The organism is Bradyrhizobium sp. B120, from assembly GCF_049075665.1.
Classification (GTDB): domain Bacteria; phylum Pseudomonadota; class Alphaproteobacteria; order Rhizobiales; family Xanthobacteraceae; genus Bradyrhizobium.
The window spans coordinates 1,321,158-1,340,881 of record NZ_CP185242.1; the positions used below are offsets into that span (position 1 = coordinate 1,321,158).

The 19,724-nt window shown below is 64.5% G+C and carries 20 protein-coding genes and 1 pseudogene; 11 read left to right on the top strand and 10 right to left on the bottom strand.

What is annotated here, in order from left to right:
- Window positions 1-299: 299 nt before the first annotated feature.
- Window positions 300-1,295, top strand: a complete 996-nt coding sequence (locus ACOIX3_RS06280) for a glycosyltransferase family 2 protein (RefSeq protein WP_420968922.1) — start codon at window positions 300-302, stop codon at window positions 1,293-1,295.
- On the top strand, window positions 1,292-2,611 hold the full coding sequence (locus ACOIX3_RS06285; protein WP_420968923.1) for an O-antigen ligase family protein: 1,320 nt from the start codon (window positions 1,292-1,294) through the stop codon (window positions 2,609-2,611). The genes ACOIX3_RS06280 and ACOIX3_RS06285 overlap by 4 nt, the downstream gene beginning before the upstream one ends.
- Here the strand turns inward: ACOIX3_RS06285 and ACOIX3_RS06290 are convergent.
- Window positions 2,608-3,702, bottom strand: a complete 1,095-nt coding sequence (locus ACOIX3_RS06290) for a hypothetical protein (protein WP_420968924.1) — start codon at window positions 3,700-3,702, stop codon at window positions 2,608-2,610. The genes ACOIX3_RS06285 and ACOIX3_RS06290 overlap by 4 nt on opposite strands.
- A 190-nt stretch (window positions 3,703-3,892) precedes the next feature.
- Here ACOIX3_RS06290 and ACOIX3_RS06295 point away from each other — a divergent pair, with 190 nt between their 5' ends.
- Window positions 3,893-4,864 (top strand): cupin-like domain-containing protein, encoded by a 972-nt coding sequence (locus ACOIX3_RS06295; RefSeq protein WP_420968925.1) that lies wholly within the window; start codon window positions 3,893-3,895, stop codon window positions 4,862-4,864.
- Between the two features lie 36 nt (window positions 4,865-4,900).
- On the top strand, window positions 4,901-6,082 hold the full coding sequence (locus tag ACOIX3_RS06300; protein WP_420968926.1) for a GNAT family N-acetyltransferase: 1,182 nt from the start codon (window positions 4,901-4,903) through the stop codon (window positions 6,080-6,082).
- 68 nt (window positions 6,083-6,150) lie between these two features.
- On the opposite strand, the gene wrbA is transcribed toward ACOIX3_RS06300, so the two are convergent.
- From wrbA to ACOIX3_RS06315, 3 genes are all read right to left on the bottom strand, one after another.
- Window positions 6,151-6,750, bottom strand: a complete 600-nt coding sequence (gene wrbA, locus ACOIX3_RS06305; protein ID WP_420968927.1) for an NAD(P)H:quinone oxidoreductase — start codon at window positions 6,748-6,750, stop codon at window positions 6,151-6,153.
- Window positions 6,751-6,901: 151 nt separating this feature from the next.
- Window positions 6,902-7,600, bottom strand: coding sequence for a pirin family protein (locus ACOIX3_RS06310; RefSeq protein ID WP_420968928.1), 699 nt, complete (start codon window positions 7,598-7,600; stop codon window positions 6,902-6,904).
- A 72-nt stretch (window positions 7,601-7,672) separates the two neighbouring features.
- Entirely contained in the window at window positions 7,673-8,425 is a 753-nt protein-coding gene (locus ACOIX3_RS06315; RefSeq protein ID WP_212011787.1) for an SDR family NAD(P)-dependent oxidoreductase, read from the bottom strand.
- 115 nt (window positions 8,426-8,540) lie between these two features.
- Here ACOIX3_RS06315 and ACOIX3_RS06320 point away from each other — a divergent pair, with 115 nt between their 5' ends.
- From ACOIX3_RS06320 to ACOIX3_RS06335, 4 genes are all read left to right on the top strand, one after another.
- Window positions 8,541-9,455 carry a LysR family transcriptional regulator gene (locus ACOIX3_RS06320; RefSeq protein ID WP_342724370.1) on the top strand — a complete coding sequence of 305 codons (915 nt, stop codon included), beginning with the start codon at window positions 8,541-8,543 and terminating at the stop codon, window positions 9,453-9,455.
- Between the two features lie 187 nt (window positions 9,456-9,642).
- The gene (locus ACOIX3_RS06325; protein WP_420968929.1) at window positions 9,643-12,078 is read left to right on the top strand and encodes a hypothetical protein; all 2,436 of its coding nucleotides are present in this window, start codon (window positions 9,643-9,645) and stop codon (window positions 12,076-12,078) included.
- Window positions 12,079-12,209: 131 nt separating this feature from the next.
- Window positions 12,210-12,476 (top strand): hypothetical protein, encoded by a 267-nt coding sequence (locus ACOIX3_RS06330; protein ID WP_420971985.1) that lies wholly within the window; start codon window positions 12,210-12,212, stop codon window positions 12,474-12,476.
- Window positions 12,477-12,508: 32 nt separating this feature from the next.
- Window positions 12,509-12,868: a hypothetical protein gene (locus ACOIX3_RS06335; RefSeq protein ID WP_420968930.1), complete on the top strand. Its 360-nt coding sequence runs from the start codon at window positions 12,509-12,511 to the stop codon at window positions 12,866-12,868.
- 9 nt (window positions 12,869-12,877) lie between these two features.
- On the opposite strand, the pseudogene ACOIX3_RS06340 reads toward ACOIX3_RS06335, so the two are convergent.
- From ACOIX3_RS06340 to ACOIX3_RS06360, 5 genes and pseudogenes are all read right to left on the bottom strand, one after another.
- Window positions 12,878-13,660 (bottom strand): annotated as a pseudogene (locus tag ACOIX3_RS06340) (IS5-like element ISBj2 family transposase).
- A 47-nt stretch (window positions 13,661-13,707) separates the two neighbouring features.
- The gene (locus tag ACOIX3_RS06345; RefSeq protein ID WP_420968931.1) at window positions 13,708-14,193 is read right to left on the bottom strand and encodes a YbaK/EbsC family protein; all 486 of its coding nucleotides are present in this window, start codon (window positions 14,191-14,193) and stop codon (window positions 13,708-13,710) included.
- Window positions 14,194-14,213: 20 nt separating this feature from the next.
- On the bottom strand, window positions 14,214-14,957 hold the full coding sequence (locus tag ACOIX3_RS06350; protein WP_420968932.1) for a haloacid dehalogenase type II: 744 nt from the start codon (window positions 14,955-14,957) through the stop codon (window positions 14,214-14,216).
- A complete protein-coding gene (locus tag ACOIX3_RS06355; protein WP_420968933.1) occupies window positions 14,954-15,796 on the bottom strand; it encodes a dienelactone hydrolase family protein in 843 nt (280 codons plus the stop codon). Before ACOIX3_RS06355 ends, ACOIX3_RS06350 begins: the two co-directional genes overlap by 4 nt.
- A gap of 36 nt (window positions 15,797-15,832) precedes the next feature.
- Window positions 15,833-16,717 carry an amidohydrolase family protein gene (locus ACOIX3_RS06360; RefSeq protein WP_420968934.1) on the bottom strand — a complete coding sequence of 295 codons (885 nt, stop codon included), beginning with the start codon at window positions 16,715-16,717 and terminating at the stop codon, window positions 15,833-15,835.
- Window positions 16,718-17,193: 476 nt separating this feature from the next.
- Here ACOIX3_RS06360 and ykgO point away from each other — a divergent pair, with 476 nt between their 5' ends.
- Together ykgO and ACOIX3_RS06370 are read left to right on the top strand one after the other, a co-directional pair.
- Window positions 17,194-17,319, top strand: a complete 126-nt coding sequence (ykgO, locus tag ACOIX3_RS06365; protein WP_002718645.1) for a type B 50S ribosomal protein L36 — start codon at window positions 17,194-17,196, stop codon at window positions 17,317-17,319.
- 105 nt (window positions 17,320-17,424) lie between these two features.
- Complete coding sequence (locus ACOIX3_RS06370) at window positions 17,425-18,081, top strand: tetratricopeptide repeat protein (RefSeq protein ID WP_420968935.1); 657 nt, start codon at window positions 17,425-17,427, stop codon at window positions 18,079-18,081.
- Window positions 18,082-18,192: 111 nt separating this feature from the next.
- Here the strand turns inward: ACOIX3_RS06370 and ACOIX3_RS06375 are convergent, their stop codons facing one another.
- Window positions 18,193-18,369, bottom strand: a complete 177-nt coding sequence (locus ACOIX3_RS06375) for a hypothetical protein (protein WP_198964552.1) — start codon at window positions 18,367-18,369, stop codon at window positions 18,193-18,195.
- A gap of 364 nt (window positions 18,370-18,733) precedes the next feature.
- On the opposite strand from ACOIX3_RS06375, the gene ACOIX3_RS06380 reads away from it, so the two are divergent.
- On the top strand, window positions 18,734-19,711 hold the full coding sequence (locus ACOIX3_RS06380; protein WP_420968936.1) for an alpha/beta fold hydrolase: 978 nt from the start codon (window positions 18,734-18,736) through the stop codon (window positions 19,709-19,711).
- Window positions 19,712-19,724: the final 13 nt, after the last annotated feature.

Consider the following 19,724-nt stretch of genomic DNA (forward strand, 5'->3'; position numbering starts at 1 on the left):
GCGCGTGACCGCTCTTAACCCTAAGGATCAGCTAACGGCGTGACGCCGATCGCGAGGCCTCGCTCCCACGCGGCGGCTCATTCCAGCAGAATCGCTTCGTTCGACTTCAAATTAACCTTGCGACGAAGTTGCGGTAACGCGGGTCTCGCCTGGAGCGGATTTTGCCATGAGGTCGCCGTAACGTTCGATCCGCGGCCGTATCGCTGCCCGCGCCGGTCACTTTGGGACGGCCATGTCCCATTCCGACCCGTGCCGGGACGATGCGTCGTGCGGATCGCGATTGCCAGGAGGGCATGGAGATGTCGACCGAGCTTGCTGTAGCCGACCGCGCCTGGGTCACTATCTCGCCCGCGCTGGATTGCTCCATCGAGACCGTCATCTGCATTCCAAGCTTCCGGCGCCCCAAGCACCTGCGGCTGACGCTGGAGTCCGTGGCGGCGCAGCGCACCGAGCGCCGCTTCGCGATCGTCGTGGTCGAGAACGACGCCTCGCGTTGCGAGAGCGCGCCGGTCGCCGCCGAGTTTCTCAATTCCGGCAAGCTCAGTGGCGTCTGCATCGTCGAGCCGCGGCAGGGCAATTGCCAGGCGATCAACGCGGCATTCGAGACCGCGCTTGAGACCTTTCCGAACGCGCAGAACTTCCTGATGATCGACGACGACGAGGTCGCCTCGCCCGACTGGCTGGAGCGGATGGTGCAGGCGGCCGAAAGTTCCGGCGCCGAGATCGTCGGCGGCCCGGTGTGGCCGAATTTCGATGACAAGCACAAGGGCAGCCTCAAGCGTCATCCGGCGTTCGCGCCGGCCTATCATGCCAGCGGTCCAGTTCCGGTGATCTATGGCTGCGGCAATTGCCTGATCCGGCGCGCGGTGTTCGACACGCTCGGACAGCCCGCCTTCGACCTGCGTTTCAACTTCCTCGGCGGCGGCGACCACGATTTCTTCGCGCGAGCGCGCCGCGCCGGCTTTCGCTTCTTCTGGGTCACGGACGCCGTCATCAGCGAGACCGTTCCCTCGACCCGGACCAATCTCGGCTGGATCGTGCGGCGCGGATTGCGGATCGGCGCGATCAACTATCACATCGAGCGCAAGGCGGCGCAGACAATGTGGTCACGCGCGGTCGTCAAGGCCAAGATGTTCGGCCTGGTGCCGTTCTCGCTGTATCGCTTCACGCGCATCGTGCTGCGCGAGCAGCAGGCCGTGATCGCGATGCACCCGATGGTGGTCGCGGTCGGCAGCGCGCTTGCCGTGCTCGGCATCGAGCCGCAGCCCTACGCAGCTTCCAAGATCGCGTCGTGAGCGATCTGTCCGTCACCGCGGAGAGCCGGGCGCTGATCGCCGACATTGCGCGCCGGCCGGTGATGGATATCGTCCGCGGCGCATTCTTTGTCGGCACTCTCCTGCTGGTCTGGATATCGCTACGTCCGTTCGCGGATCTGAGCGGCTTCTATGTCGGCGACGTGGTCACCGGCAAGGATGCGGTGCTTTACGCCCTGTTCGGCGTGCTGACGGTCGCGATGCTGGCGCTGACCTTGCGCGACAATCTGCCGGCGCTGAAATCATTGCTGACGCCGGCCTTCCTGCTGTTTGCGGGCTGGATCTGCGTCACCGTCGTGCTGTCGTCTGATCCCGCCACCTCGCTGCGCCGCCTGGCGCTGTCGGTGTTCGTCGTCGTGGTGACCGCGACGCTGCTGCTGCTGCCGAAATCGCAGGGCGAATTGATGCGCTGGTTCGGCATCGCCGCGCTGGTCCTGCTCGTGACGTGTTACCTCGGCGTCTTCCTGGCGCCGCATCTGTCGATCCACCAGGCCACCGATCCGCAGGAGCCGGCGCTTGCCGGCAACTGGCGCGGCGCGTTCGGCCACAAGAACGTCGCGGCCGCGATGATGGCGATGCTGATCTTCCTCGGCATCTATCTGATGCGGGCCGGCGGCTGGCTGTCGGGCATCGCCGTGACCACCCTCGCCGCGGTGTTCCTGTTCTTCACCGCCGGCAAGAGCGCGATCGCGCTCTGTGTCGCCGTGCTGATGCTGACCGCGTTGATGCCGGTGGTTCGCTCGCTGTGGGGCCGCGCGCTGCTGTTGCTGGCGCCGCTGCTGCTGCTCAATCTGTTCAGCGTCGGCACCGTGATGAGCGATACGCTAGCTGCGATCGCCGGCCGGATGCCGATCGACACCTCGTTCACCGGCCGCGCCGACATCTGGGCCTTCGCCCTCGAATCGCTGCAGCAGCGGCTATGGACCGGCTACGGCTTCGAGTCGTTCTGGGGCACCAGCGCGATCCAGAACCTGCAGGAAGGCAAGGAGTGGGCGGGCTACGCCTCGCACAGCCACAATGGCTATCTCGATACCGCGCTGGGGACCGGCCTGCCGGGTCTCGTGTTGTTGATCGCGGCTGTGGTCGTCAAGCCGCTCCGCGACTTTCAGGCCGCGGATGGTGGCGGCAATGATGCGCCGCTGACGATGCTGTTCCTGCGCATCTGGCTGTTCGGCCTCTACCTGTCGTCGATGGAGAGCTTCTTCCTCGATCGCGCCGATACGATCTGGGTGACATTCCTGATCGCGGTATTCGGGCTGCATTATCTGGCCCGGTTCCGGATGCGCGGCGAGGTCTAAAGCTGCGCGCGGACCGCGCTGGCAACGTCCGTCCACCAGCCGTCGAAATCGAACGGGGGCACGGGCACGGTCGGCCGCTTCAACGCCGCGACGATCCGGTCGGCGTAGGCCGCACTGTCGGCGTCACGCGGCACCAGCAGGATGGCGCCGTGATCGATCAATTCCCTGAAGCGCGGATGATGGTCGAATTCGTCCGGCAACGCCGGGCCGGTGACGATCAGCGGCCGGCCCGACTGCACGCAGGCCAGGATGCTGGAGCGCCGCGCGGTCAGGCCCTCGGCGAGCGAATAGCAGAACACGTCGATCTCGCCGAGCAGGCCGAACACCTCGTGATCGGAGGCGACATAGCCGGAAACGATTACGTCGCCCTTCAGCCCCAGCTCGGCGACGCGGGCATAGAACTTCTGCTCGATGTTGTCGGTGCCGCGGATGAAGGAGCCGATATAGACGATCAAGGGCTGCAGGCCTCGCTGCTTCAGGATCGCGCCGATCTCGAGCAGCCCGTTTGGCTGCTTGCCGGGATAGATCGAGCCGAAATGCCCGACGATGAGCTGGCCGTTGCTGCGTGCCGCGACGAGCCGCTGCAGCAGCATTGAATCCGAAAAGCCGGCCGGCGCCGCGATGTTCGGCGGCAGCGGCGCCAGCACGCATTTCCGCACCATGCCGCGCATGATGCGGTCGTCGGCGAGCTCGCGGCGCACCAGCGGCGAGAACATCACGATGGTGTTGGCGAGCCACAAAGCGGGGATATAAGTAAGCCGGCGGATGCCGTTGAGGCCGGCCCATTCGTGCTGGATCAGCACAACCTTGCGACGGCGCAGCCGGGCGAACAGCAGCGCGAGCAGCGGGCGCGCGATCACGCGCTTCCAGGCCACGATCGGGAAGTTGCAGACCACGCTGTCCGCGCTGCCGACCGCGCGCCAGATCTCGGCGATGGTGCCGTCGGTCTGGGTCAGGGTTAACGCCGTGCTGGCGCCGGGCTCGAGCTTGTCGAGCGCCTCCTGCAGCAGGCGGGTGAATTGCCCGACGCCGCAGTGCATCCGCGGCCCGGCGCCGAGAAACAGCGCGCGATATCGGGGTGGTTCAGTCATTCAGTCCTGTCGGCCACGGCGGCCGGCTCCGGAAACGTCGCGGTTAGCCATATCGGCGAGACATTAGCGTTGTGTAACCCCGCGCCCATACGCGACGGCACCGTTCTTGCCAATCCCTGTCCAAGAGCTGCCGGCTCGTCCCGGAACGGGACATCGGATGCAGCGAAACGGCGCAGCCAGGAGCGCGACCATGACGACGGGCAAGATCTTTGCGAATTGGGATGACAACCATTCCAGGCTCTGGAGCCATCAGCCGATCCGGCTCGAGCACACCATGCACAAGCAGCCGGCGTTTTCGATGGACGATCTCGCCAAGCTGATCGAGCACTATCCGCGCGAGCATTACAGCCTGATCAAGACCGGCGCCAAGGGATCGAGCCGGGTGTGGCGCGAGGGCGAGATCGGCAGGCTGCGCGGCCATCAGGTGATCGAGGCGATTTCGCGCGGTGGCCTGTGGCTGAACCTGCGCAACGTCACCTCGATCGATCGCCGCTACCGCGACATGATCGAGCGGATGTTCGGTGAGATCGCCACCAAGGTTCCCGGCTTCGATGCGCCGACCCATCAGGCCGGCATCCTGATTTCGTCGCCCGATGCACAGGTCTATTACCATGCCGATCTGCCGGGGCAGGGCCTGGTCCAGATCGCCGGCCGCAAGCGGGTCTACATCTATCCCAGCACGCAGCCGTTCATCCGGCCCGAGCATCTCGAGAACATCGCGCTGTTCGATGTCGAGGTCGATATCCCCTACGAGCCCTGGTACGACTGGCATGCGCAGGTGATCGATCTCGAACCCGGCCAGATGCTGAACTGGCCGCTCAATGCGCCGCACCGCGTCGAGAACCTCGACACCGTCAACATCTCGATGACGATCTCCTATGTCAACGACGACATCCGCCGCGCCCAGATCCTGCACCTCGCCAACGGCATGCTGCGTCATCGCTTCGGCTATACGCCGCGCAGCCGCAGCATCCGCGGCCCCACTTTCTTCGCCAAGCAGGTGATGCAGAAGCTGCTGCGCGACGGCAAATGGGTGAAGCGCGAACGCGCCATACGGCGCGCGATCGACTTCCGCCTCGACGAGAGCGATCTCGGCAAGATCGTCGACCTGCCCAAGGACCCGCCCAAGAACCCGCCCAAGGCGGCGTTGGAAGCGGCGTAAGCGGGCTTGCCGGTAGCAGGTGCTGGAATGACGGTCTTGACGACAGCGGTTGAGAAATTCGGGGCGCGGGTCGCTTCCTATGCGGTCGGCTATCGCGTCGAATTGGTTTCCGATTGGGCGTATGCCGCCGCGCGCTGGGGCGCGTTCGAGCCGCTTACGGCGTTCCAGCATCCGCAATGGTATGCGTCATGGTACCGGGCCTTCGCGTCGACCGATGGTGTCGAGCCGCTGATCGCAATCGTCAGTGATGCGGCAACCGGCGAACGAGCGGCGCTGCTGCCGCTGATCTGTCACCGGCAAGGCAGCCTCCGCATCGTCGAATTCGCCGACCTCAACCTCACCGACTTCAACGCGCCGATCCTCGGCCCTGCCGCACCGCGCGACGACGTCGCTGCATGGCAGTTTTGGCGTGATTTGCAGGCCGCGCTGCGCAAAGCACCCGGCGGAGCCGATCTGATCCGCTTTCGCAAGATGCCGGTCAAGCTCGCGACGCGATCCAATCCGCTGGCGCTGCTCGATGGCATCGGACCGTCGGTCGTCAACGGCAATCTGCTGACCATCGGTGACGACCACAACGCCTGGCGCTACGAGCTGAACCGGAAAGTTCGCAAGGAATTGGGACGGAGCTGGCGCGTATTCACGCGTGAGCCGTCCGCCTCGTTCAGGGTCGCCGCAGATACCGGCGAGGCGCTGGACCTTCTGTCCATCACGGAAGTGCAGCAGGGCGCGCGGCTGAACGGTCTTGGGCTCAATTACGTGCTCGACAATGCGGACTGCGCCGCCTTCTATCGCGACCTGGTGCGCGAAGGTACCGCGCGCGGCTATGCGGTCATGACCGCACTTGCGACCCATGACGAAGTGGTGGCGACGCTGCTCGGCGTCCGCTCCGGCTCGCGCTACGTCATGATCCGCATCAGCAATGCGGGCGAGAAATGGTCGGCCTGTTCGCCGGGGCGGCTGATCATCGATCGCACCATCGAAGCGCTGCACAGAGACGGTGTGCGGGAGTTCGATTTTTCGATCGGCAATTACACCTACAAGCGGCGGTTCAGACCACAGCGCACGCCGCTGGTCGATCTCAGCGCACCCTTGAGCTGGCGCGGGCAGCCTTACGCGCTGCGTGACCGCGCCGTGCTGGCGCTGCGTCACTATCCGGACCTCACCGCGCGGCTGAAGCAGGCGCTCGGCAAGTCGACGCCCTCGCGCGAGGACGACTGAGCAAAGGGCGGCATTCTCGAATGAGAATGCCGCCCTGATCGCATTTGCCTCGTAGCAAGCCGCGAAGCTTAGCCGTGCAGCTTTCTGGCAGCCTCCGCGATCGCCCGGCCCTGATAGCGCGCGCCGGCGAGCTCGTTCTCGCTGGGCTGGCGGCTGCCGTCGCCGCCGGTGATCGTGGTGGCGCCATAGGGCGCGCCGCCGGTGACCTCGTCGAGCTTCATCTGTCCGGCAAAGCCGTAGTTCAGTCCGATCACCGTCATGCCGAAATGCAACAGGTTGGTGATGATCGAGAACAGCGTGGTCTCCTGGCCGCCATGCTGGGTCGCGCTCGAGGTGAAGGCGCCGCCGACCTTGCCGTTCAGCGCGCCCCTAGCCCAGAGGCCGCCGGCCTGGTCGAGGAAGTTGGCCATCTGCGACGACATGCGGCCGAAGCGGGTGCCGGTGCCGACGATGATGGCGTCGTAATTGGGGAGGTCGTCAATCTTGGCGATCGGCGCGGGCTGGTCGAGCTTGTAGTACGAGGCTTTCGCGACTTCGGCCGGCACGAGCTCGGGCACGCGCTTGATGTCGACGGTGGCGCCGGCTTCGCGCGCGCCTTCCGCGACGGCATTCGCCATCGCTTCGATGTGACCGTAGGCGGAGTAATAGAGAACGAGAACCTTGGCCATGATGGCCTCCTTTGGGTTGAGGTTAGGGGAGTTGGTTTTGGGGCCGTCGTTGCCGGGCTTGACCCGGCAATCCATCGATCTCGAAAAAGCCCTTGCGAAGCTCGATGGATGCCCGGGTCAAGCCCGGGCATGACGGAGTGGGCTGCGGTCCTTACGCCGCGTCGACGAGCACGAGCTCGGCATCCTCGAGCGCGGTGATCTTCAGCTTGGCTTCATCGCGGATCGCGGCGCCGTCGCGCGCATTGACGCGCACGCCGTTGACTTCGATGCTGCCGGCCGCCGGCACCAGATAGAGGTGGCGGGCCTTGTCGGCGGCGTATTCCGCGCTCTCGCCGGCCCTCAGCGTGGTGGCGAGCACCCGCGCATTGGCGCGGATCGGCAGCGCGTCGTTGTCGCCGGCGATGCCGGAGGCGATGGTGACGAGCTTGCCCGAGCGGTCCGCCTTCGGGAACGGCTTCGAGCCCCAGGTCGGGTGACCGCCCTTCGTCGTCGGCTCGATCCAGATCTGGAAGATCTTCGTCTTGGACGGTTCCAGATTGTACTCGGAGTGGCGGATGCCGCTGCCGGCGCTCATCACCTGCACGTCGCCGGCTTCGGTGCGTCCCTTGTTGCCGAGCGAGTCCTGGTGCGTGATCGCGCCTTCGCGAACATAGGTGATGATCTCCATGTTGGCATGCGGATGCGCCGGGAAGCCGGAGTTGGGTGCGATCTCGTCGTCGTTCCACACCCGCAGCGCGCCGTGGCTGACATTCTCGGGATCGTAGTAGCTCGCGAACGAGAAGTGGTGCTTGGCCTTCAGCCAGCCATGGTCCGCACCGCTAAGCTCTGCGAATGGTCTGAGTTCGATCATGGTCATTCCCTTTGATGTGAATGTTTGGGGGGCCGGGCGCACCGCGCCCGGCGTCTCCAGATGATTTGCGGGTCAGGCGCCGAAGCCGCCGTCGACGTTGAGCACGGTGCCGGTCACGAAGGATGCTTCCGGGCTTGCCAGGAACACGACGCCGGCGGCGACTTCCTCCGGGCGGCCGAAGCGCTGCAGCGCGTGCTGCAAGCGTTGCGTCTCGGCAAACTCGCCGCCGTCCTTCGGGTTCATGTCGGTGTCGATCGAGCCGGGCTGCACCACGTTCACGGTGATGCCGCGCGGTCCGAGGTCGCGTGCCGCGCCCTTGGTGTAGCCGACGACGGCCGCCTTGCTGGCGACGTAGTCGGCAAGCCCCGGGAACGAGGCGCGATCGGCGAGCATCGAGCCGACGGTGACGATACGGCCGCCTTCACCCATCAGCTTCGAGGCGGCGCGGATCGCGGTGATGACGCCGTCGACATTGATGGCCTCCTGGCGGGCGAGCGTCGCGGTGTCGGCCTTCGGATCGTCGACCGCACCGCCGGATGCGACACCGGCATTGTTGACGAGGATGTCGAGCCGGCCAAAATCCTTGGCGACGGTCTTCACCAGCTGATCGACATCGGATGACGAGGCCTGGTCGGCCTTGTAGGCGCGGGCATTGACGCCCTTGCCCTTCAACTCGGCGACGACGGCTTCCGCCTTTTCGGGAGAGGCGACGTAGCTGATCGCGACGCTGGCGCCTTCCGCGGCGAGCGCGCGGGCGCTGGCGGCGCCGATGCCGCGCGAACCGCCGGTGACGAGGGCAACCTTGCCTGAGAGCTTCTTGGTCATTGGATTTCTCCACCGATTGAATTTGATGGCACTTGGATATGCCTCCGGCTGTGGTATAGAAATAGAAACTATTGAAACTCATTGTTTCCAAATTAAACGATCAGGACAGCGGCCCATGTCGAAACTGCCGGACTTCGAGGCGCTCGCGATCTTCGCAAAAGTGATGGAATTACGGTCGTTTGCGGCGGCCGCGACTGAGCTCTCGCTGTCCAAGGCGACGGTCTCGAAGGCGGTCAGCCGGCTCGAGGAGCGGCTCGGCGCGCGGCTGTTCAACCGCACCTCGCGGCGGCTGGCGCTGACCGATGCCGGCCAGAAATTGTCGGAGCGCGCCGCGCGGCTGCTGGCCGACGGCGAGGCCGCCGAGAGCGAGGCGCTGGCGCAATCGACCACGCCGCGCGGCCTGGTGCGGTTCGCGGTGCCCATGACCTTCGGCGTCAAGACGGTGGCGCCGCTGCTGCCGGAATTCATGGAGGCCTATCCGGAGGTCGCGATCGATCTGCATCTGAGCGACGCGACGGTCGATCTGATCGGCGAAGGCTTTGATGCCGGCCTGCGCATCGCGCGGCTGCCGGATTCCTCGCTGATCGCGCGGCGGCTGTGCGGCATGCCGCGCTATACGGTGGCAGCGCCGTCCTATTTGAAGCGCTACGGCCGGCCGACCCATCCGATGCATCTCGCCGAGCACAAATGCTTCGGCTACGCCTATCTCTCGACCCAGGGCGTCTGGCACTACACCAATGCGTCGGGCGAGCAGGCGAGCGTGCGTCCCGCCGGCCAGTTGCGCGTCAACAACGGCGAGGCCGTGATGCCCGCGCTGCTCGCCGGCCTCGGCATCGCCGATCTGCCCGACTTTATCGTCGGCGATGCGATCGCACGCGGCGAGGTCGAGGTGATCCTGAAAGGCTGGAAGCAGCCTGAGGGCGCCGTGCATCTCGTCACGCCGCCGGGCGGCCCGCGCCCCGCCCGTGTCGAAGTGCTGGCGGATTTCCTCGCCAGCCATTTCGCGAAAGGCCGCGCGCAGCGGAAGTAAAGGGGCAGCGCTCACCGGAAGTATCGAATCCACACACGAGGCTCAACGCCGCGTGACCCGTCACATTCGTGTCATCCCTTTTAAATTGTATAAGTTGTGTGAACTAACCCATGATCGTGGGCTGCCGCGATCGTCTATTTCTGCGTCCTGAACCTGTTGCCGCCAAGCGCATTTTCGGAGGAACCAGATGATTGACCTGACCAAGCATGATTTCACATCATTGTCGGTGAAGGATCTGCTCGATGCCCGCGAGGCCTATCATGTGCATCTGGCCCATCTGCAATCGGTCTACGCGACGGCGATCGGCCGCTATCTGATCCGCGACAGCGACCGCAACGCGACCGAACGGCGGCACCATTCCAAGCCGCAGGCGCTCGGACCGCGCACGCTGTTCAATTCGTCGGTCAAGGACTGGTCGTGGCCCTGCATCCTCGTCTTCGTGCGGGACTGGATGAAGCGCTCCGAGCTGAAGAACCATCCGGAGAAGCAGGACCAGCTGGTGCCTCCGTTCCTGTATCTGCCTGACGGGCGCGTCGTCCCCACCTGCGTCGTCAAGGTCGACCCGAACGAGGACAGCCCCGGCGTCGTCGACCCGCCGGTGTTCAAGAGCGAGCTGGTTGGCGGCGGCTTTCCGGTCCAGACCATGATCCAGGGCAAGATCCATCGCGGCTCGATCGGGTGTCTCGTCACCAATGGCGAGACCGTGTTTGCGCTCTCCAACCGCCACGTGGTCGGCGCGGCCGGGCGCGAGATCTTCGCCGGCTTCAAGAACACGGAGCGGCGTCTCGGCGTCAGCGATGCGCTGCAACTCGGCAAGCGCGCCTTCAGCGACGTCTATCCCGGCTGGCCCGGCGCGCGGGTGGTGGCCAATCTCGATGCCGGATTGATCCGCGTCGACGACGTCAAGGGCTGGACCGCGCAGGTCTACGGCGTCGGCCAGGTCGGCGACGTCGTCGATCTCAATGTCGGCACCTTCCGCCTCGAGATCATCAACCAGCCGCTGATCGCCTTCGGCGCGACCAGCGGATTGATGAAGGGCAAGATCATCGGCCTGTTCTATCGCTACAAGACCGTCGGCGGCATGGAATATGTCAGCGATTTCGTGATCGGTCCGCGCGACAGCGACACGCCGCTCAACAACTATCCCGGCGATTCCGGCACGATCTGGTTTCTCGACGATCCGGATGCGAAGAAGAACGCCGGCGGCGCGCGCATCCTCAGTCCCCTGGCGCTGGAATGGGGCGGCCAGGAATTGTTCGGATCGGGCGGCAAGATTCCGATGCAGGTCGCGCTCGGCATCTGCATGGCGACGCTGTGCCGCGAGCTCGATGTCGAGCTGATCGGCGACTGGAACGCCGGCCACACCGAGTATTGGGGCGAATGGGGACACGTCAAGATCGGCGCCTATGCGACCGGCCTGATCGATGCGAAGCTTCCCAAGCTCTCGGCCATGATGGACGCCAATGCCGACAATATCGGCCTCGACGACAAGCTGCTCCAAGACCTCAAGCCATATCAGCGCGGCGCATTCGCGCCGCTGGCCGACGTCGCCGACCTGGTCTGGCGCTTCACCCGGCACACCGACGAGAGCAACCATTTCGCAGACATGGACAAGCCGGGCAAGGACGGCAAGACGCTGCTGGATCTTTGCGCCGAGTCCACGCGCAACGTCGATCCAAAGGTCTGGAACGACTATTACGAAGGGATCGGCGAGGACCGCCGCGGCGCGTTGCCGTTCCGGGTCTGGCAGATCTTCGATGAGATGGTCGAATATGCCGCCGCCAACAAGAAGCTGGAATTCGTCTGTGCCGCGGGAATCGTCGCGCATTACATCGGTGATGCCTGCCAGCCGCTGCACATCTCGCAATTCCACCATGGCCTCGATCTGAACGACAAGGCGCACGCCAAGGTGCACAGCGTGTACGAGACCACGATGATCGGGCGTCACGGCAAGGATCTCATCAAGATGATCCCCGACGCCCGGACCAGCGACGTCGCGGAGATCGTTGCGGGCGGCACGCCGACCGGCCGCGATGCCGCGGTCGCCGTGGTCGCGCTGATGCAGCGAACCGTGAAGCGGCTGCCGCCGATGACCATCGTCAATTTGTTCAACTCGCACATGGGAAGCGGACAGGTCGATGTGCTGTGGTCGAAGCTGAAGGATGCGACGGCAGCCTGCATGCAGGACGGCGCCAAGACCCTGGCCCGGGTCTGGGAAGCGGCCTGGCGCGCCGGCGCGGGTGAAGATCGCGGGCAGGGCGGCAAGTTCGATCAGGGCAGTCTGAGCAAGCTCTACAACGATCCGAGCTTCCTTCCTGCATATCCGCTCCAGCAGCTCACACTCGATGCCGACGACCACATCGTTCCGATCGGGGGAAGTGGCGCGCGGCGCCGGAGTACGTCGACAGCACGGCGCGCACGCCCGCAAGCCGCCAAGAAGGCAGCGAAGAAAGCGGCCAAGAGTTCGGCGAGGAAGGCGGTCAAGAAGGCCGTGGCGCGCAAGCGTCCGGCAGCCGCCGCGCCGGTCCGCCGCGCGGCCGCCAGCAAGAAGACCGCGACCAAGCGCGGCGCGGCCAGGAAGCGGTCGGCCGGAAAGACGCGCAAGGCGGCGCGTCGGCGCTAAAGGATCATCAAGTCAGGTTGAACCGGCCCCGCGGCAGACTGCGGCAAACTCGTCATGCCCGGCCTTGTGCCGGGCATCCACGTCTTGGTTTCCGCGTGAGAAAGACGTGGATGGCCGGGACAGGCCCGGCCATGACGAAACGTGGAAGTCGCAGTGCCAAGCTTTTCGCTGCCATATGCGATTGCCCTGCGCTTGCGGGGGAGGTAGACGCGCCGGAGTTTTCAAAATTTGTTGCAGACGACAGCGCGCGGTTGATCGCGGCGGTGAAGAAGATCGGCAAGGATAGGGAACCGAGATTTATTGGCCTTCACATTTTGTTGTCTGCGCGAACGATCCTTGGCCGCATTCATTTGCCATTTTTGAAGCAAGTCGCCGCGCGGAACCATGCACGCGGATGAAATCGAACTCTCATTGAATAAAGGCACTGGGCATGCAGACGGAGCGGATTGTCCTGAGCTTAGCGATCGCGATCAGCGGCCTCGGCACTGCCGCGCCTGCGTTGTCGCAGGAGTATCGCGGCACCTGGGAACAGCAGATGGCGTGCACGCCCGACGTGATGCGGCTGTGCAGCGATCAGATTCCCGACACCAATCGGATCGTCGCCTGCCTGCGGCAGAACACGGCGCTGCTTGGCAGTTCCTGCCGTGCGGTGTTCGAGTCGAATGCGCAGCAACAGGCGCAGACGCAGGGGCGCGCTCCGCAGCCGCAGACGATGCAGCGGCCGCACACGCCGCAGCAGATGCAGCCGCCCCCGGTTGCGCCGCCGCGGCCCGACGATGATGAGGATTAGGGTTGAGACTCAATTGAGCCAATATGCGACGAGAGCGGCGAGATGAACAGCGGCCAAAAAATTACGGCCGAGCTTGTCATATCGCGTGGCGATGCGCCGGAAGTCCTTGAGCCTGCAAAAGCAGCGTTCGATGACATTTCGTCCTTTGTAGGCGCGTTTGTTGAAGCGATGGATGACGACACGGTTAGATTTATTGGGGATTACGGGCTTGGCGCCGCGACGAATGATTTCGCCGCGAAGCTTGTCGCCATCATACCCTTTGTCGGCGAGGAGCACGCTCATGGGTGGCGCGAGCGCCAGGACATCGGGAGCCGCAGCGATATCGGCATACTGGCCTGGAGTCAGATGCAGGACGACCGGCCGGCAGAGCGGATCGCTCAGCGCATGGATTTTTGTCGTGCGGCCTCCGCGCGAGCGGCCGATTGCTTGATTGTGCTCCCCCCTTTTCCGCCGGAGGCACACCGGTGAGCTTTAATCGAGGTCGAGTCGAGCGACAGTACGACGCCGTCTTCGCCAGGTTTGGCCAGCGCTTCGAAGATTGCGCACCATCGTCCTCGCTTGGCCCAGCGATTGAAGCGATTGTAGATCGTCGTGTAAGGGCCGTATTCACGTGGACAATCACGCCATCGTGCACCCGATTGCAACATGTGAATGATGCCGCTGACGATGCGTCGGTCGTCGTCCCGATCCGGCCCCGTCAGTCCCCTCGGCAGATGCGGTTCGATACGCGCCCATTGCCTGTCGTTCAGCCAAAACAAACCATCGCGCATTCTCTCGCCCCCGAATCAACACGTAGGCAAGAGAATCACGTGTCGCTATTTAGGTACAGACCCTAGTGTCTAGGCACTGACTTCTGTCTGGGCCCTGACTTCGCAGACGTCGACCCATTCGGCCGCGGTCAGCTCGGCCATCCGCTCGGGCGTGATGCGCACCGCGCTGTGGGTCGAGCCCGCGGCCGGCACCACGACGTCGAATGCTTTCAGCGACACATCGCAATAGACCGGCAGCGGCGTCTTCAGCCCGAACGGGCAGACGCCGCCGACCTCGTGGCCGGTGATGTCGGCAACCTCGTCGAGGCCGAGCATCTTCGGCTTACCGCCGAACGCTGCCTTCACCTTCTTGTTGTCCATCCGCGACGTGCCGGCGGCGACGATCAGCACGACGCGGTCGCCGACCCGCAGGCTCAGCGTCTTGGCGATCCGCGCGGGCTCGACGCCATAGGCCTCCGCCGCCAGCGCGACGGTCGCAGAGCTCACGGAGGATTCGATCACGGAGATATCGGGCGCCTTCTCGGCGAAGAAGGCGCGGACGGAGGCGAGACTCATGCTGTTCAGGACCTTGCTAGTCAGGATCTGGCAGACACCAGGGCAGGAAGTTCGGCGAGACCGTGGATCCGGTGATTGGGTACCACGCCGAGCTCGTCCATCTGGGTACGCAGGGCCTTGAACATCGTCAATGGGGCGACCGTCTCGCTCTCGACGCAGGCCAGCGCCATCGCTTCCGGCGTCACCCGCTCGATCCAGGCGACATTGAGTCCAAACGCCTTGGCGCCGCAGGCGTCCCACGGATTGGAGGAGATGAACAGGACCTCCGCGGGCGGTACGTTCAGCACCTCCTCGATCAGCGTGTAGGCCTCGGGCGCCGGCTTGAACACCTTGTGGGCATCGACGCTGATGGTTGCATCGAGCAGGCGGTCGAGCCCGGAATTGCGCACCAGCGCGTTCAGCATATCAGGGCTGCCGTTGGAGAGGATTGCGAGCTTCTTGTCCTTCATTGCCTCGAGCGCGGCGACCGCATCCGGATACAGCGCAAGATGCTGATACTTGTCGATGATGCGCCCAAAGGTCGCTTCGTCATATTGCAGGCCGAGGCAGCGCAGCGTGTAGGCGAGGGAATCGCGGGTCGCTGTGGCGAAATCCTGGTAGCGCCGCATCAGCGAGCGCAGCCAGGAGTATTCGAGCTGCTTGATGCGCCAGACCTGGGTGATGATGTCGCCATAGCCGGGGAATGCATCCTCGGTGATTTCGGCCACCGACTGGACATCGTAGAGCGTGCCGTAGGCGTCGAAGACGATCGCTTTGATTGTCATTGTGGTCTCTCTTGCCCGCCGATCGTCGCATACAGGAATTCCCTGAGTGCGTCGATGGACTGATCGCGGACCTGCTCGTTGAATTCGAGGTGATGACCGAGCAGCCGGCCCGGTGTGCGATATTGCGGCTCGTCGAAATCGTGATGGGCGCCGGGATAGACGATCAGCTCGATCGGATAACCAAGGCCCTGCTGCCGCGAGATGCCGTCATCGTCGCGGCCTTCCGCCAGGTTCCGGCACTCTTGCGCCGGCGTCCAATCGTCGAGTTCGCCGACCATGATCAGGGTCGGCACGGTCATGTTGCCCTTGATGCCGAGGCAGCGCGGGTAGAAGGCGACGGCGGCGCGAAATTTTTCGGTCGCGTTGACCTCGATCGCGCCGCGCTCGACCGAGAACAGTGCGAGCCATCCGCCTTGCGAAAAGCCGACCACGGCAATGCGTGTCGGATCGACCATGGATTGCCGGCTCAGGAAGCTCAGCGCGCGATAGGCGTCGTGAACTGTTGCGGCCGGGGCATCGCCGGTGCAGGTGTTGCTGATGCCGCGCGGGCCGAACCGGTCCACGGTGAGCGTGACATAGCCCCAGGCCGCAAGCCGTTTGCCCCAGCGCTCGTCGAGTTCCCGCCACTGCCCGCTGCAGCCATGCAGCAACACCACGGCGGGCAGGAGACCCGGTCGCTCCGGCCGCCGCAACAGGCCCTGCAATGGCTGCGCGTTGTTGAGCGGGCTTTCGAACTCGACCAGCACAGAGGGCGCTTCGGCTGCCGCCGCAGGTTTGCCGCCCGCGCTCCCGACCAGGAGCACGGCGAGGAGGGTGGCAAGTCCGGCCCGGTTCGTCATCGGCCGCCCCGCAAGCGTGCGGCCGACGATACTCCCCTAAATCCCCAAAATCTTCCGCGCGTTGGCCTTCAGCACCTTCGGCCGGATCTCATCGCGGATATCGAGCTTGGCGAAGTCGGCGAGCCAGCGGTCCGGTGTGATGACGGGCCAGTCGGAGCCGAACAGCATCTTGTCCTGCAGGATCGAGTTGATGTAGCGCACCAGGATCGGTGGGAAATATTTCGGCGACCAGCCGGACAGGTCGATATAGACGTTCGGCTTGTGGGTCGCGACCGACAGCGCCTCTTCCTGCCAGGGGAAGGAGGGATGCGCGAGGATGATCTTGAGGTCGGGCAAATCGGCCGCGACGTCGTCCATGTACATCGGGTTGGAATATTTCAGCCGCATCCCCATGCCGCCCGGCATGCCCGAGCCGACGCCGGTCTGGCCGGTATGGAACAGCGCGATCGCACCGCCCTCGTTGATCGCCTCATAGAGCGGATAGGCCATGCGGTCGTTGGCGTAGAAGCCTTGCATGGTCGGATGGAATTTGAAGCCGCGGACGCCGTACTCCTCGATCAGCTTGCGCGCCTCGCGGACGCCGAGCTTGCCCTTGTGCGGGTCGATCGAGACGAACGGGATCAGGACGTCGAGATGGTCGGAGGCGATCTCCAGCATCTCCTCATTCTTGTAGCGGCGGAAACCGGTCTCGCGCTCGGCGTCGACCGGGAAGATCACCGCGGCGATGTTCTTGGCGCGGTAGTAGGCCGCGGTCTCCGGCACGGTCGGCGGATGCTTGTGCGGCGACTTGAAATAGTCGGCCATCTGCGCCTGGAAATCGTCATAGCCGTCGTCGCCATGCATGCCGCACGGCTCCTCGGCATGGGTGTGGATGTCGATCGCTGTGACCTTTTCGATGTCGGGCAGTTTGAGCTTGGGCATTCGGCTTCCCCGGCGGCGTGTTTGTTGGTGATGGAAAATAATTATATGATATAATAATTTTCGCAAGCCGTCTGAGTTGATGGAAGGCGATGGCGGTGCGGGCTTAGTGCGGCCGCGAAGTGGTCCTTGGGTGGGCGCGAGCGCGGCGTGCGAGCACGATTCGCTGGCCATGAATCCACCGCTAGAGCGCCGCGACGGGTCGGGGCTTGGCGCCGGATATCGCGGCGGTCGCCGTTTCTGATGTGATCTCAATGGCGTGGCAGGTTGACCGACACCGGTTCCAGGCCGCGATAGGGCCGAAAATCGGCCCATCTCGGTTGACATTTAACTGTCCGATGGCTTAGAACCCGGCCGTCCCGCGCGGTAGGCCGCTTGTCGGGATAATCCCATTTCGCCAACTATTGGCTTTTGCCGACGATTGGCATTGATCAGGTACGGCCTCCAACACGGGCCTTTCGAAGTAACAGGATTGTCCCATGAAGGTCCGTAACTCGCTCAAGTCGCTGCGCGGCCGCCATCGCAACAACCGTCTGGTCCGCCGCAAGGGCCGCGTCTACGTGATCAACAAGGTCCAGCGCCGCTTCAAGGCGCGCCAGGGTTGATCCGGCGCGGGTTGGCCGATTGCGCCGATCCCAACACATCTCTTTCACAGGTCTTTGACGCCGTGCTGCTTTGCAGCGCGGCGTTGTGCGTCTAGACTTCGGGTCATGGGATTCAACTTCCTTGGGCCTACCCACCGCCGGCTGGCGATCGTGATCGCAGCACTTCTGGCCATGCCTGTCGCGGCCGCCGCGCAGGACGATCCGCGGGTCATCCCGCCGCCGAAGGCCCAGAAGAAACTGCCCGAAGCCCCGACCAAGCTGCCGAAGGTTCCGGCCGATCGCACCCGTGGTCTGGATTTCCTGTTCGGCGCTCTGAAAGCTGCGCCCGATGAGGACAGCGCCCGCCACGTCGAGGCGCGGATCTGGGCGCTGTGGCTGCAAACCCCGAGCGATACCGCGGCGCTCTTGATGGTACGCGCCAAGGCTGCGCTCGATGCCCAGAATATCGATGTGGCGCTGAAGCTTCTGGACGCGGTGATCAAGCTCCGGCCCGACTATGTCGAGGCCTGGAACCGGCGCGCGACGATCTACTATCTCAAGAACGACTATGTCCGTTCGCTGGGAGACCTGCAGCAGGTTTTGACCCGTGAGCCCCGCCATTTCGGCGCGCTGGCGGGTGTCGGCATGATCATGCAGGACATGGGCGACGACAAGCGCGCGCTGGACGCCTTCCGCAAGGCGCTGGCTGTCGATCCCTACCTCGAGAAGGTGCCGCAGATCGTCAAGCAGCTGACCGAGAAGGTCGAAGGCCGCGACATCTGATCGCCTTCAATTGATTGCGTGCGATGGATCGCGATCGCGGGCCGATGGCCGCGAATGGGCACGTGGCTCGCGAGCTTGATGCTTGCTCGCGATATGGCCCGGCGCAGGAGACTAGTGCAGGAACTTGCCGCGGGAGGCGCAGTCCTCGGCCACCGCAGCATAGAATTGCTGAAGCTCCGCCTCCAGGTGCTCATTCACGAGCAACAGTGCCTTCAGGGCGCCGCGCAGGTCGCCATTGCAGCTCGCCACGATCTGATCGATGGCCACATCGCTAGGGTCGGAAATCATGGTACTCCTCCGATTACTTCCCGTTGAACTCGTCGTGCGGACGCAGGTTCCTGTGGATTCAGTGTACAAAGCCAAGAGGCATCCCGGTGCGTCCCGGTTTCGATGAAGCCTCGCCTCTGATGGCGAAATTGCCACCGGCAATCTATGGAATTACTAATGACGGTGGGATGAACCCGCTATCCACAGGCTGGGGGCATTGTGGACAACTGCGCCTTGCGCGCGAACCGGACAACCGAAAATTGGCTTTCCGAACAAGGGCATCCCAGGGCTGCGGGCAAATCGACGCGAAACCTGACTTTGGCTTCGTCGTAATTTTCAGGTGTCCAAGACGCTTCAATTACCCAAGATCTTCCGGATCCCCTCGATGTTAACCGCGATCATCGCGCTGGCGGCGGCAGGGCTGGCCCTGGCGACGCAAATCGGCGTCAGCCTCATTCAGAGGGCCTTTCCGCCTCGGGGCCGCATGATCGAGGTATCCGGCGCGCGGCTGCACGTGGTCGAGCTCGGCCCGCGCGATGCCGCGGGGCCGCCGGTCGTGATGCTGCATGGCGCAAGCTCCAATCTCCGCGCAATGCAGCCGCTCGGCGACCGCATTGCCAAGACCCGCCGGGTGATCCTGATCGACCGGCCGGGCCATGGCTGGAGCACGCGGGAGCGCGTGGCGGATTCGACACCGGCGATCCAGGGCCGGATGATCGCGGAGGCGCTGACGAGGCTCGGCATCATCAGGGCGATCGTGGTGGCGCATTCCTGGGCCGGCGCGCTCGCGTTGCGCATCGCGCTGGATCATCCGGACCGTGTCGCGGGCCTCGCGCTGCTCGCCCCGGTCGCCTATCCCTGGCGTGGCGGCGCCGGCCGCTACAATGATGTGATCTCGACGCCGCTGATCGGGCCGTTGCTGGCACACACCATCACGCTGCCGCTCGGTTATCTCGTCACGACATCAGGCGTGCGCGGCGTGTTCGCGCCGCAGCCGATGCCGGCCGACTTCGTCCGCGACAGCGAGACGTTGCTCCTGCTGCGCCCGCGCGAATTCATCGCCAATGCGCGCGACCTCGTCACCCTGAAGGCCGCCGTGGTCGAGCAGGCGCCGCGCTATGCGGAGATCAAGGCGCCGCTGTCGATCATTTCGGGCGACGTCGACAAGACGGTCTCGACCAGAATCCATTCGCGGCCGCTCGCTGCGTCAGCGCCGAACGCCAAGCTCATCGTGCTGCCGGGTGTCGGCCACATGGTGCAGTACGCGGCGCCCGATCTCGTCGCATCCGAGATCGAGGCGATGGCTGACCGGTTGGTCCAACCGGCAGCAACAGCGGACAAGACTGTCCCCGCGAATCTGTGATCCGGTGAGGCTT